The organism is Corynebacterium sp. LaCa117 (assembly GCF_046717765.1).
In the GTDB taxonomy this organism is placed as follows: Bacteria; Actinomycetota; Actinomycetes; order Mycobacteriales; family Mycobacteriaceae; genus Corynebacterium; species Corynebacterium kefirresidentii.
Map to the genome: position 1 here is coordinate 1410979 of NZ_CP177102.1, position 14157 is coordinate 1425135.

The window sequence follows — 14157 nt, forward strand, 5'->3', positions numbered from 1 at the left end:
CTCTATGCGCCCCCAAAGAGCCTGGACCAGGTTTCGCTGAGGTTACTAGCAAAGTCCTGACTTCCGCCGCAACCGACAATGAGGATAACCGCCGCAATGGCAACCAAGATTCCCAGCAGTGCCCACAGCCAGCCAAGGTTGGACGAAGGTGCACTGTAGAGGTTAATCACCGCATCCGCGTCAACCACCTTGGTGCCGGCCTTAAGCCGGGAAAGCACCGCCGACGGGTTGGTGCGATCCGCAAAAATATCATCAAGATCTACCCCACCGCCTGCCTGCACGATGAGGTCTGCGCCGTGATAATCAGCAAAAAGCAGACCCAAATCGGTACCTGAATGCGTCGCTGCCGGGAAAGTCATGGCACCGATGCCGAGGTCCTGGATGCGGTCAAGGCCTTCTACCTCGCCCTCTGGATCCGCAGGAACAACCACACGGGCGCCACAACGCAGGGCCTCATCGCTGACGCTATTGGGATCACCAATGATGAAATCTGGCTTATACCCCTGTGCCAGCAACGAATCTGCAGCTTCTCCCACCGCAATCAGCAGCGGCTCATACTCGCGGATAAAGTTCCGCAGCTGCTTGAGCTGTTCGCGGTGCCTGTCTGTCGGCGAAAACAGCACGACCTTGCGGCCTGCAATCTCAGAGCCAGAGGCGGGAACCCCGAGGCCGTCGATAAGCAGCGGCCCCTCAGAGTTAATAAAATCAATGGAGTTGCCAAAGAAGGATTCCATGTGGTCAATCAGCGCACCCTGCGCCGCGGTGAAGTTCTTTTCTGCTCGCTCGCGAGTAACCACGCGGCCCGTGCCAAGAGCTTTATCACCGCTAAAGACGGTGCCATCCTCCCCGATTCGCGCCTTTTTTCCATCCTTGAACTCAGACACGAAGGACTGGCCAACGCCCTCAACGAGGGTAATGTCGGCGTCAAGCAAAATGTGCGGGCCATAATTGGGGACCGTACCGGTAGAAAACTCCGCCACGTTAATCACGGCGGAGGGTTTAAGGTCAACGAGGGTCTGGGCCTCGTGGCGAGAGATATTAGCCGCATCAATTACGGCGACATCGCCTTCACTAAATTTTTTCATCCCCTTAGCGCCCGGAGTGCAATCGCGCAGTGCACCAGGCTGCTCGGGGTTACGGGAAAACAGAGCCATGACCCCTATTGTGACGTGATTATTGTTTCTAGTGGGTTAGGCGCGCGGAAGCTTCTTGCTGTGCCCGCTCAAAAAGCTCCTGCGCGTGCGCGCGACCAGTCTCCGTATCATCCAAGCCTGCCAGCATGCGCGCCAACTCCTCCACGCGCTCGTCCTGCGAAAGCTCGGCCACACCAGAAGTGAATTTTTCCTTCGAAACATGCAGGTGCGCATCGGCATACGCTGCTACCTGCGGCAAGTGTGTTACCACGATAACTTGGTTGTGCACGGCCAAGCGTGCCAGGCGGCGACCAATTTCCACCGCCGCGCGTCCGCCCACACCAGCATCTACCTCATCGAAGACCAGGGTGGCGCCGTCTTCATCCGCTAGCACCACCTCCAAGGCCAACATGACACGGGAAAGCTCGCCGCCTGAAGCTGCAGACGCGATCGGCTTTCCGTTCAGCTGCAGCTCGGCCGCGTCCGCGCCAGTTTTAGAATATTTCGCCTGCGTCAGCTCAACCGTCAACGTTGAATTCGGCATGGCTAGGCCGTGCAGCTCCTGCGTAACCTGCTCCCCCAAAGCCTTCGCCGCTTGCCGACGCCCCTTTGTCAGCTCCCCAGCCCGCTCAACCATCACCGATTCAGCGTCCTTGACCTGCTTTTTCAATTCCTCTAGGGCTTCATTTGAGGTATCCATGGATTCGAGCTTTGCTGCAGCTTCATCCCGCCAAGCTATAACTCCGTCAATATCCCCGGCATATTTGCGGGTCAGTGTACGAAGCTCTTGCTGGCGCAGCAAGGACTTTTCTAAAAGCTGCGGATCCGCCGGCAACCCAGCCAGATACCCTCCCAGCTCACCGGAAATATCGCCCAGTTGTGAAGAAATCTCACTGAGCCGTTGGCCCAAGGCGGCCAATTCCTTGTCGGTAGTCCCCGCCAATGCCGAAACCGCCCGGCCCAGCAACGCCGAGGCAGCCTCCTCCAGTTCCTCGGTGCCGTCGATAGAAGCCAGTGCAACTTCCGCGGATTCGCGAAGACCGTCGACGTCTTGCAGCTTGCGAACCAGCTGCACCAGCTCCCCATCCTCACCCGGCTCCGGCGCAACGCCGTCGATCTCATCCACCGCGAACTGCAGGCGGTCAACCTCTTGCGCGATTTCGCGGCGCTGCTCTGTACGCCGCTTATAATCCTTGGCTAAGCGGCGCCATTCTTTAAAAGCCTCGGTATAGCGACGGCGTACCTCGGCCAACGTAGGATCCGCACGGTCTACCGCACCCAATTGTTCCTCGGGAGCAAGCAAACGCAGCTGATCATTTTGGCCGTGAACCGTAATAAGTTCGCGCGCAAATTCGCCTAAGGTTGCCGCAGGCACCGCCCGACCACCCAAATAGGCCTTCGATCTACCTACAGCAGAAACCGTCCGGGAGACGATGTATTCTCCATTTTCATCGGGCTCCCCACCTACTGATTCGACCAACTCGCGGATAGAATTTTTCCCCGAGGAAAAATGCCCCTCTACTGCCGCTTTCTTCGCCCCATCCCGCACCCGGGAAGCATCCGCGCGTCCACCTGCTAAAAGCCGCAATCCAGTAACCACCATGGTCTTGCCCGCGCCAGTTTCACCTGTAAGCACGGTTAGACCAGTAGAGAGCTCCGCGGAGCTCTGGCTAATAACGCCCAAGTCATTAATGGAAATATCGACGAGCACTACTTCTCCTTCGGCCCGCGCCACCCTTCTACGGGCAGGCGCAGCTTCGAGACTAAACGGTCAGTAAAAGGTTGGTCATCTAAGCGTACCCATCGCACCGGACGCGCGCCTCGCACTACCTCCACGCGAGCTCCCGGCGGCATGGCGAGCTCACGGAAACCATCCAAAATCACGGTCGCCGGAGTTGTACGCATGGTTGATTCAACGGCTACTAAAGAATTGGGCGAGACGACTAGGGGCTTAGTAAACAAAGCGTGCGCATTATTCGGTACTACCAAAATCGCGTCGAGCGAGGGCCACAGCACCGGCCCGCCAGCCGAAAACGCATAGGCGGTCGACCCAGTAGGCGTGGAGATGAGTACCCCATCACAACCGAAGGAAGACACCGGCCTGCGGTCAACTTCCAAAATTGCGTCCAATACTCCAGAGCGATTTTGGTTTTCTACCGAAGCTTCATTCAGAGCCCAGCTGCGATTGAGAAGGGTTCCTTCCTCGTCAAAGATGGTGACATCGATGGTGAGTCGATCCTCAATGCGGTACCTTTTGTCTATGACCCGCACTAAGGCCTGATCTAGGGATTCGACTTCCCACTCAGCCAAAAATCCCACATGCCCGAGGTTGATTCCTAGCACCGGAATATCCACAGAACGTGCCATATCCGCTGCGCGGAGGAAGGTTCCGTCGCCACCGAGTACTAGGACTAATTCGCACCCCGAAGCCGCGTCTTCGGTGTGGGGGACGTGCTTTAGCCCAGGCAAGACCTTCTCGTCCGCGCACACTCGAACAGTAATCCCGGCATCTTGTAGCAGCTCCGCTGCTCGCGACGTTGCCTGCAGGTTCTGCTCGCGGTTGGCATGAGGCACCAACAGGATCTCACGGGTCATTGCGGGCCTTCCTCGACTGCACGGTCAATCATTTCTTCTACTCTAGCCAGATCCGTGGGCGCGCCGTCTTTTTTCAGCCAAAGGAAATACTCTACGTTGCCACTTGGCCCAGGCAACGGGGACGCTACAGCTCCGTGCATGCTCAACCCGAGCGACAGGGCAAACTTAGCGACTTCCTTGGTTACCTCCTTGCGCAGTTCCGGTGAACGAACGACACCACCGCTGCCAAGGCGGTCCTTGCCCACTTCGAACTGCGGTTTCACCATCGGCAATAACCAGGCACCGTCCTTTAGGCATTCCACAATGGCTGGCAATACGAGCCGGAGGGAGATAAAGGACAGATCTCCAACCATGCCGTCACAAGGGCCGTCGGTAAGCTCGAGCGTCAGATTCCGGATATTGGTACGGTCGAGAACTTTTACTCGATCGTCATTTTGGAGGCGCCAGAGCAGCTGTCCGTACCCGACATCCACTGAAAGAACTTCCTGCGCGCCGTGTTCTAAGCACACATCAGTAAAGCCACCGGTAGACGCGCCGGCATCAAGAATGCGACCATTCATATCGACGTCAAACGCGGCTAAGGCTCCCAAAAGCTTGTGTGCACCGCGGGAGGCCCACTTATCTTCCTCGGACTCCTCCACCTTGATGGAGACCTCTGGTTCTACTATCGACGCCGGCTTTTGCGCCTTGAAACCACCGACCGTGACACGGCCGGACTTGATCATTTCCCGGGCTTGCTCACGAGAGCGCGCAATCTTCCGGCGCACCAGCTCCGCGTCTAACCTACGACGTTGTGGGGGCATTAATTCTCCTGCAAAGCATCGCGCAACACATTGTGGGCGCGGTCCAGCTGTTCCACCTCAGCGGCCAAATCCGCTGCGTTTTCTCCTAAAATCTTTGCTACGTCAGCATCGATCTCCGCCGGCTCCTTCACGGCACGAAAATCATGCGGCTTTACCGCCATTGCGCAACAACCTTTTCCGCGCGCTCGCTTCGCGGTTGAACATAGCGCGGAGGAGACGGCATGGCCCACGCCACCTCCAACACAGTTCTTAATGCCTGCACTGACGTGGACTTCTCGTCGCCGCCTTCCAGCAGAAGATCATGTCCATCACACCGAGCAGTAAATCCACCCTGTGCTCCAGGTCGGGCAACGGATACCGGCAAAGCCAGTTCGTGCATACCTGCACCAATAAAGTTCGGGCGCGCCTCCACAGGTGCCTCAATAAGTTCTAGTTCCCCAGAAACACCGGTAAGCACATGGAAGGTATTCATGGCAGCGGAATTACCACCGGCGATATCGGTATCCAAACGGTCGCCCACAGCAAGCGGTTTTTTCGCACCAATTTGCTTCGCCGCAAAAGTAAACATGGCTGGCTCGGGCTTTCCTGCAGACACCGGCTCTACCCCGGTGGCGGACTGGATGGCGGCCACGAGGGAACCATTGCCCACGGCAAATCCCCTCTCGATAGGCAGAGAAGTATCTAGGTTCGATGCGAAAAACTTCGCTCCCTGGCGGATGGCCAGAGCCCCTTCAGTCAATTGCTCCCAGCCAACAGAACGGTCAAAACCCTGCACAACAGCGGCAGGCTTGTCATCAGCGCTGGAGACCACCTCAAAACCCATCTCGCGGGCCAAATCACGGAAGGAATCAGCACCAATAATAAGAATTTTGGAGGTGGCTGGCACCTCATCCGCCACTAGTTGAAGGACTGCTTGGGCAGAGGTAACAATCTGCTGCGTGGTCGCCTCGAGCCCGATGTCTGCCAGCATCTTCGACACTGCTTCTGGGCTGCGCGAAGCATTGTTGGTCACGTACACCGCCGGCACACCACAGGTATTGATGACGTCCACCACGTTAGAAAGTGGGCGGCCGCCTTCCCACACGGTGCCATCTAGATCGAGCAGAAGAGCATCGTGTTTGCTTAGAACCGTCACTACTTACACTCCTCTAAGCGCTCCGCTGCATCGGTCCAGTCGCCCTCATCAATTGAGACGGCGTGCTCAAACCATTCCTTAGCTTCGTCCTTGCGACCCGCTTCCAGCAGAGCATTGCCATAAGCATATGCGAGACGGCAGGCGCTTACCCCGCGTGCATCGCGATCAGGATGAGCGCGTTGGATAGTTACAACGGCAGACTCGGCTTGGCCCATATCTAAGCGGGCTCCGGCTAAAACAATCGCTAGCTCAATTTTAGATTCATCATCTAGGTCGGCCGCCTCATCCGCGCGCCCAAGCTCGAGCGCTTTTTCTGGGCGTCCCAAGCCGCGCTCACAGTCAGCCATTACGGCCAGCAGCCCAGGCCCGCCGGAAATACGCCGGGAAGCGCGCAGTTCAGCCAGCGCTTCCTTCCACTCACCTGCACGATAAGCGGCAATACCATTGACCTCTCGGGCGATAGCCACGCGGCCGGCACGGTCTTTAGCAGCACGTGCATGGCGCAAGGCAAGCTTGGGATCGTCTTCCATCCAGGTCGCAGCCATGATCATATGCTTGGCGACGGCCTCGGAGTTTTCCTTCGAGAGCGATTTTAGGTCCTGCAAAACCATGGGATCCAAATCGTTAACATCCACCTCGGCCGGGATGTCTGGGTCACTCATGCGACGATTGATGCGTTCTTCACGGTAACCGGAGCGCTGCGGCGAAAAAGACTTCTTTTTCCGGGAATCGCCCTTGAAATCACGGCCTTTGTTATTGCGTGGCTTACGGTCACGTCCACCTCGCCCGTTGTGATTGCGCTCCGACATTCAGCCCTACCCTTTCTTGGTTGGAACTAGCACAGAAATACCGGCCCTATTCTACAACCCCAAACGAAAAAGCCGGAATTTAGATCCTCTTGCGCTGCCGCAGCGTGAACCATACAGCGCAAGGCCAAACGCTCGCCCAGACCGGTTCAATGAGACGGCACTCGATCCTACTGAACGCAAATAAATTGCCAGGACCACCCACAATGGAAAGCCACTCCGCCCCGCAACGTTCCACAACTCTTCACCGCCGAGCGGCCGAGCATTTGTACGCGCATGCAAACGCCCACCAGGTGGCTTAAATGCATTGCGTTGGTGAAGGCAACGCGGACGCCCTAGTGCCGTACTCCTGGCTTTGCAGATGAGGCCTTCCCCCGGCTGGGTGGGCTGGTAAAACGCAAAGAAGAGGGCGGTGGTGTGCCGTCCTCTTCTTTGTTGTATTTTGTTGTGTTTGTGTTGTTTGGTGTCGGCGGTGACTTACTCTCCCACAACCTCCCGGTTGCAGTACCATCAGCGTGTGCAGGCTTAGCTTCCGGGTTCGGAATGGGACCGGGCGTTTCCCTGCAGCTATTGACCACCGACAAACTTTCAGAACAATACCCTCTTCATGGGTGTGTGGGTGTTGTGTCAGATACTGCATAGTGGACGCGGTCACGACAGTGACTGATTATTTTTGTTGTTGTTGTTTTTTGCCAGCACACATAGTGTGTGTTGGTGTTTGTTGTGGTCAATTAGTACCAGTAGCCTTCACACCTTACAGTGCGTCCAGGTCTGGCCTATCTACCCTATCGTCTTTAGGGGACCTTAACGAAACCTCATCTTAAAACAGGCTTCCCGCTTAGATGCTTTCAGCGGTTATCCCTTCCGTACGTAGCCAACCAGCGATACCCCTGGCGGGATAACTGGCACACTAGAGGTACGTCCGTCCCGGTCCTCTCGTACTAGGGACAGCTTTCTTCAAGTTTCAACGCGCGCGGCGGATAGAGACCGAACTGTCTCACGACGTTCTGAACCCAGCTCGCGTGCCGCTTTAATGGGCGAACAGCCCAACCCTTGGGACCTACTCCAGCCCCAGGATGCGACGAGCCGACATCGAGGTGCCAAACCATCCCGTCGATATGGACTCTTGGGGAAGATCAGCCTGTTATCCCCGGGGTACCTTTTATCCGTTGAGCGACACCACATCCACAAGTAGGTGCCGGATCACTAGTCCCGACTTTCGTCCCTGCTCGACATGTCTGTCTCACAGTCAAGCTCCCTTGTGCACTTACACTCACCACCTGATTGCCAACCAGGCTGAGGGAACCTTTGGGCGCCTCCGTTACATTTTGGGAGGCAACCGCCCCAGTTAAACTACCCACCAGGCACTGTCCCCAACCCAGATCATGGGCCAAGGTTAGATGCTCAATCCGATCAGAGTGGTATTTCAACAACGACTCCACCACCACTAGCGTGATAGCTTCTAAGTCTCCCACCTATCCTACACAAACCGAACCAAACACCAATACCAAGCTATAGTGAAGGTCCCGGGGTCTTTTCGTCCTGCCGCGCGTAACGAGCATCTTTACTCGTAGTGCAATTTCACCGGGCCTGTGGTTGAGACAGCAGAGAAGTCGTTACGCCATTCGTGCAGGTCGGAACTTACCCGACAAGGAATTTCGCTACCTTAGGATGGTTATAGTTACCACCGCCGTTTACTGGGGCTTAAATTCTCAGCTTCGCAGTCAAAGACTACTAACCGGTCCTCTTAACCTTCCAGCACCGGGCAGGCGTCAGTCCATATACATCAACTTAACGTCTTCGCATGGACCTGTGTTTTTGATAAACAGTCGCTTCCCTCTATTCTCTGCGACCCCACAACGCTTCCAGCCGCACGGACCTTCACATCGTAGGGCCCCCCTTCTCCCGAAGTTACGGGGGCATTTTGCCGAATTCCTTAACCACAGTTCACCCGAACGCCTTAGTATTTTCAACCTGACCACCTGTGTCGGTTTAGGGTACGGGCCATACACACACATCGCTAGAGGCTTTTCTCGACAGTACAGGATCACCACCATCAACCCCATCGGGTCTACGCATCACGCCTCAACCATAATGTGCAGCGGATTTACCTACCACACGGTCTGCACGCTTACACCACCAATCCAATAAGTGGCGTGGCTACCTCACTGCGTCACCCCATCACTTGAACCACACATCAGGCCCCACGACATCAACACCACCAGACTTCAAAGAAGACCAGCAATGCATCCGCGGTGGTTAGTATCAGTGCTTTATCATGGGCGCGCATGTACGGGTACCAGAATATCAACTGGTTATCCATCGACTACGCCTGTCGGCCTCGCCTTAGGTCCCGACTCACCCTGGGAAGACGAACTTGACCCAGGAACCCTTAGTCATCCGGCGGATAGGATTCTCACCTATCAATTCGTTACTCATGCCTGCATTCTCACTCGCACACAGTCCACGCCTCCTTACGGTAACGCTTCAACCCATGCACGACGCTCCCCTACCCAACAAAAAATTGTTGCCGCGGCTTCGGCGGTGTACTTGAGCCCCACTACATTGTCGGCGCAGAACCACTCGACCAGTGAGCTATTACGCACTCTTTCAAGGATGGCTGCTTCTAAGCCAACCTCCTGGCTGTCTTCGCGATCCCACATCCTTTTCCACTTAGTACACCCTTAGGGGCCTTAACCGGCGATCTGGGCTGTTTCCCTCTCGACTATGAAGCTTATCCCCCACAGTCTCACTGCCGTACAACACAATTAATGGCATTCGGAGTTTGGCTGACATTGCTAAGATTGTAGTCCCGCTCAACCAACCAGTAGCTCTACCTCCACCAAGCTATAATACGACGCTGCACCTAAATGCATTTCGGGGAGAACCAGCTATCACGGAGTTTGATTGGCCTTTCACCCCTACCCACAGCTCATCCCCGCAGTTTTCAACCTACGTGGGTTCGCGCCTCCACAACCTCTTACAGCTGCTTCACACTGGCCATGGGTAGATCACCCCGCTTCGGGTCCAGGACATGCCACTAAACACCCCATTAGGATTCGGTTTCCCTACGGCTACCCCACACGGGTTAACCTCGCGACATGCCGCTGACTCGCAGGCTCATTCTTCAAAAGGCACGCCATCACACACACAAAGGTGCTCTGACGGATTGTAAGCACATGGTTTCAGGAACTATTTCACTCCCCTCCCGGGGTACTTTTCACCATTCCCTCACGGTACTCATACACTATCGGTCACACTGAGTATTTAGGCTTACCGGGTGGTCCCGGCAGATTCACAGCAGATTCCACGAGCCCGCTGCTACTCGGGCAACCCAACAACCCACACATCATCATCTTCAGCTACAGGACTCTCACCTACTCCGGCAGGCCATTCCAAACCACTTCACCTAACAACAATGCGCAGACGCGGCAATGGTAGTCACCGCACATCAGGGCCCACAACACCGCACACACAACCCCTACCAGGTATCACATGCACACGGTTTAGCCTCATCCACGTTCGTTCGCCACTACTAGCAGAATCATTATTATTTTCTTCTCCTACGGGTACTGAGATGTTTCACTTCCCCGCGTAAACCCCCACAACAGCTATGAATTCACTGAAGGGTAACCCCACATAACCAGGGCCAGGTTTCCCCATTCGGACATCCTCGGATCAACGCTTAATTGACAACTCCCCGAGGCTTAACGCAGCCTTTCACGTCCTTCATCGGCTCAGCATGCCAAGGCATCCACCATGCGCCCTTAATAACGAACACACAAACCACCACACACAAACAAGCGCGAGTGGCCACACAAGTGAACTTGACAAAATAAACACAAAAAAGAAATCACACAAACACACACAACACACCACACAAAAGCGCAGCCTGCCACATGTGTTTAATGCTCGCGTCCACTATACAGTTCTCACACAACACCCCAACCACAAACCAGCACACACAAACCATGCACACCAGCAAAATGGTCAGGCACCAAAAAAAGGGGATAATGCCCCAGACACCCAACAATGCACCAACATACAAACACTTACTTCCCATGTGCACAACACTGCGTGTCACAAAGCGCCATTCAAACACTCGGTCTTTGTCTTAAAGGTGTATCTTCCACCCGGAAATTTTCAAACAAACAACGTTGGCAGCATGACACTCGCACACTCAACCAACACCCACCACAACCGTGGCAGCACGGCACAACTGTGCCCAATAAATAAAGCTCCTTAGAAAGGAGGTGATCCACCCGCACCTTCCGGTACGGGTACCTTGTTACGACTTCGTCCCAATCGCCGATCCCACCTTCGACGGCTCCCTAACAAGTTTGGGCCACCGGCTTCGGGTGTTACCAACTTTCATGACGTGACGGGCGGTGTGTACAAGGCCCGGGAACGTATTCACCGCAGCGTTGCTGATCTGCGATTACTAGCGACTCCGACTTCATGGGGTCGAGTTGCAGACCCCAATCCGAACTAAGGCCGGCTTTCAGCGATTCGCTCCACCTCACAGTGTCGCTGCGCGTTGTACCGACCATTGTAGCATGTGTGAAGCCCTGGACATAAGGGGCATGATGATTTGACGTCATCCCCACCTTCCTCCGAGTTGACCCCGGCAGTCTCTCATGAGTCCCCAACCAAATGCTGGCAACATAAGACAAGGGTTGCGCTCGTTGCGGGACTTAACCCAACATCTCACGACACGAGCTGACGACAACCATGCACCACCTGTACACCAGCCACAAAGGGAAAGACTATCTCTAGCCCGATCCAGTGTATGTCAAGCCCAGGTAAGGTTCTTCGCGTTGCATCGAATTAATCCACATGCTCCGCCGCTTGTGCGGGCCCCCGTCAATTCCTTTGAGTTTTAGCCTTGCGGCCGTACTCCCCAGGCGGGGCGCTTAATGCGTTAGCTACGGCACGAAAGTCGTGAAAAGACCCTCACACCTAGCGCCCACCGTTTACGGCATGGACTACCAGGGTATCTAATCCTGTTCGCTACCCATGCTTTCGCTCCTCAGCGTCAGTAACTGCCCAGTAACCTGCCTTCGCCATCGGTGTTCCTCCTGATATCTGCGCATTTCACCGCTACACCAGGAATTCCAGTTACCCCTACAGTACTCAAGTTATGCCCGTATCGCCTGCACGCCCGGAGTTAAGCCCCGGAATTTCACAGACGACGCGACAAACCACCTACGAGCCCTTTACGCCCAGTAATTCCGGACAACGCTCGCACCCTACGTATTACCGCGGCTGCTGGCACGTAGTTAGCCGGTGCTTCTTATCTAGGTACCGTCACAAAAAGCTTCGTCCCTAGCGAAAGGAGTTTACAACCCGAAGGCCGTCATCCCCCACGCGGCGTCGCTGCATCAGGCTTGCGCCCATTGTGCAATATTCCCCACTGCTGCCTCCCGTAGGAGTCTGGGCCGTATCTCAGTCCCAATGTGGCCGTCCACCCTCTCAGGCCGGCTACCCGTCGCCGCCTTGGTAGGCCATTACCCCACCAACAAGCTGATAGGCCGCGAGCTCATCCTACACCGAAAAAACTTTCCAACCATCACACTAAAAATGGCTCCTATCCGGTATTAGACCCAGTTTCCCAGGCTTATCCCGAAGTGCAGGGCAGATCACCCACGTGTTACTCACCCGTTCGCCACTCGAGTACCCTGCAAGCAGGGCCTTTCCGTTCGACTTGCATGTGTTAAGCACGCCGCCAGCGTTCGTCCTGAGCCAGGATCAAACTCTCCACAAAAAAATTTCAGAACAAATCCGAAACAGGCCGTGAAAAGCCCGAAACCCAACAAAAGAACAAACCACCACAAACCACAAAGCAAAAACACTTCATAAAGCTCATGCTGGCGTCCAAAAAATTACTACAAAGAAAAAAATTACAGTCCCCTCAACCCGACGGGGTCAAAAAGAGGAAACCAAAAAAGGTAAACACAATCACATGCCAACCAATCCATCTCAATGCAGCCGAAACACCAAACAGCATTCAAAAAGGTACGTGTTCCACATACCCAACCGGCACACACCAACCAACAAACCAACCAAAAGGCTTATTGGCAGACAAACCAATCAACACACAACCATGCACACAAAAAATAAAAAGTACATTGGCACACTATTGAGTTCTCAAACATCATCACCAACCAACAAAAAATTAACTTCCCGTTAACCTCTCGTTGGCGGCTCGTACAAACTTACTCAACTCAAAGAACAAAGTCAAATCATCGAACCAAGTCCGTACAAAATGTCACCATCAAGTAACCTCCCGGCTACCTCGCGGCGACTTGGATTAATGTAGTCCACCACAACCAAACAACACAAATCCCCAGTATGGGCTGGAAAAACGAAAAATGACGCACTTCCACCGTGTGGAAAGGACGTCATTTCCCGCTGTTTAGCTCAGCTTGGCACCGGCGAAATTCTTCTTGCCGCGGCGCAGCACCAGCCAGCTCCCATGAAGAAGATCGTCTGCCGAAGGCTCCCACTCCGCCGATTCGATGCGCTCGTTGTTGACATACGCACCGCCTTCCTTGATGGTACGGCGAGCAGCACCCTTGGAATCGGCCAAACCGCTGGCAACCAAAAGATCAACAATGGTGCGCGGTTCGCCGGCTGCAACATCCGCAACGGCGGTCTCAGAAAGAGCGCCAACGAGGGTTTTCTCGTCCAGCTCGGAAAGCTCCGCTTTGCCGAAGAGCGCTTGCGCCGCAAGCTCGACTGCCTTCGTAGCCTCTGCACCATGAACCAAATCGGTGATCTCTTGAGCCAGGCGGCGCTGAGCTGCTCGCTTGTAGGGCTCTTCTTCGACTGCTCGCGCATACTCGGCGATTTCCTCCTGCGTCAGGAAGGTAAACCAGCGCAAGTAGTCGATGACGACAGAGTCACCGGCGTTTAGGAAGTATTGGTACCAAGAGTAAGCGGAAGTCTTTTCCGGATCGAGCCACAGTTTTCCGCCGCCGGTGGACTTGCCGAACTTCTGTCCAGAGGCGTCGGTAACTAGCGGCACCGTAAGGCCATGCACCTTCGCACCGTCAATGCGGCGGTTGAGGTCAACGCCGGAAACGATGTTTCCCCACTGGTCACCGCCGCCAATCTGCAGAACGCAATCCCGCTCACGGCGAAGCTGCACAAAGTCATTGGACTGCAAGAGCATATAAGAGAACTCGGTGTAGGAAATACCATCGCCTTCGAGGCGTCGCTTGACGGTATCGCGGTCCAACATCGTGTTGAGGGAGAAGTTCTTTCCCACATCGCGCAAGAAGTCAATGACCGACATATTCATGGTCCAATCAGCATTATTGACCATGGTGGCGGCGTGTTCGCCCTCGAAATCAATAAACCGACGTAGCTGCCCCTTGATAGCCTCAAGGTTATGGGCCAAGTCCTCTTCGCTGAGCATGGAACGCTCGCCGACGTCGCGCGGATCGCCAATAAATCCTGTCGCTCCACCCGCTAGCGCGATCGGGTGGTGCCCCGCTTCTTGGAATCGACGCAGCATAATAAGCGGAACGAGGTGACCTGCATGGAGGGAGTCACCGGTAGGGTCGAATCCGCAGTACAGCGCGATAGGGTTCTCGCATGCTTCGCGGAGCGCTTCAAGATCGGTGGACTGATTGATTAGTCCGCGCCATTGCAGTTCATCAATGATATTCATGGGAAGTCTT

At 55.1% G+C, this 14157-nt stretch carries 8 protein-coding genes and 3 rRNA genes; all 11 read right to left on the reverse strand.

What is annotated here, in order from left to right; translation table 11 throughout:
• Positions 1–2: 2 nt before the first annotated feature.
• Complete coding sequence (gene steA / locus ACLI1L_RS06985; RefSeq protein WP_411707210.1) at positions 3–1154, reverse strand: putative cytokinetic ring protein SteA; 1152 nt, start codon at positions 1152–1154, stop codon at positions 3–5.
• Between the two features lie 28 nt (positions 1155–1182).
• Entirely contained in the window at positions 1183–2844 is a 1662-nt protein-coding gene (gene recN, locus ACLI1L_RS06990) for a DNA repair protein RecN (protein ID WP_411707211.1), read from the reverse strand.
• Positions 2844–3728, reverse strand: coding sequence for an NAD kinase (locus ACLI1L_RS06995; RefSeq protein ID WP_023021614.1), 885 nt, complete (start codon positions 3726–3728; stop codon positions 2844–2846). The genes recN and ACLI1L_RS06995 overlap by 1 nt, the downstream gene beginning before the upstream one ends.
• On the reverse strand, positions 3725–4531 hold the full coding sequence (locus tag ACLI1L_RS07000; protein ID WP_086589026.1) for a TlyA family RNA methyltransferase: 807 nt from the start codon (positions 4529–4531) through the stop codon (positions 3725–3727). The genes ACLI1L_RS06995 and ACLI1L_RS07000 overlap by 4 nt, the downstream gene beginning before the upstream one ends.
• The gene (locus tag ACLI1L_RS07005) at positions 4531–4692 is read right to left on the reverse strand and encodes a hypothetical protein (RefSeq protein ID WP_162837064.1); all 162 of its coding nucleotides are present in this window, start codon (positions 4690–4692) and stop codon (positions 4531–4533) included. Before ACLI1L_RS07005 ends, ACLI1L_RS07000 begins: the two co-directional genes overlap by 1 nt.
• Positions 4683–5666, reverse strand: coding sequence for an HAD-IIA family hydrolase (locus ACLI1L_RS07010; protein WP_086589025.1), 984 nt, complete (start codon positions 5664–5666; stop codon positions 4683–4685). The genes ACLI1L_RS07005 and ACLI1L_RS07010 overlap by 10 nt, the downstream gene beginning before the upstream one ends.
• Positions 5666–6475 (reverse strand): hypothetical protein, encoded by an 810-nt coding sequence (locus tag ACLI1L_RS07015; RefSeq protein ID WP_086589024.1) that lies wholly within the window; start codon positions 6473–6475, stop codon positions 5666–5668. Before ACLI1L_RS07015 ends, ACLI1L_RS07010 begins: the two co-directional genes overlap by 1 nt.
• 461 nt (positions 6476–6936) lie before the next feature.
• Positions 6937–7054, reverse strand: a 5S ribosomal RNA gene (gene rrf / locus ACLI1L_RS07020).
• Positions 7055–7184: 130 nt separating this feature from the next.
• A 23S ribosomal RNA gene (locus tag ACLI1L_RS07025) occupies positions 7185–10253 on the reverse strand.
• 465 nt (positions 10254–10718) lie between these two features.
• Positions 10719–12236: ribosomal RNA gene (locus ACLI1L_RS07030) — 16S ribosomal RNA — on the reverse strand.
• Together the 16S, 23S and 5S rRNA genes form the textbook arrangement of a ribosomal RNA operon.
• A 651-nt stretch (positions 12237–12887) precedes the next feature.
• On the reverse strand, positions 12888–14147 hold the full coding sequence (tyrS, locus tag ACLI1L_RS07035; RefSeq protein ID WP_394286939.1) for a tyrosine--tRNA ligase: 1260 nt from the start codon (positions 14145–14147) through the stop codon (positions 12888–12890).
• Between the last annotated feature and the right edge of the window lie 10 nt (positions 14148–14157).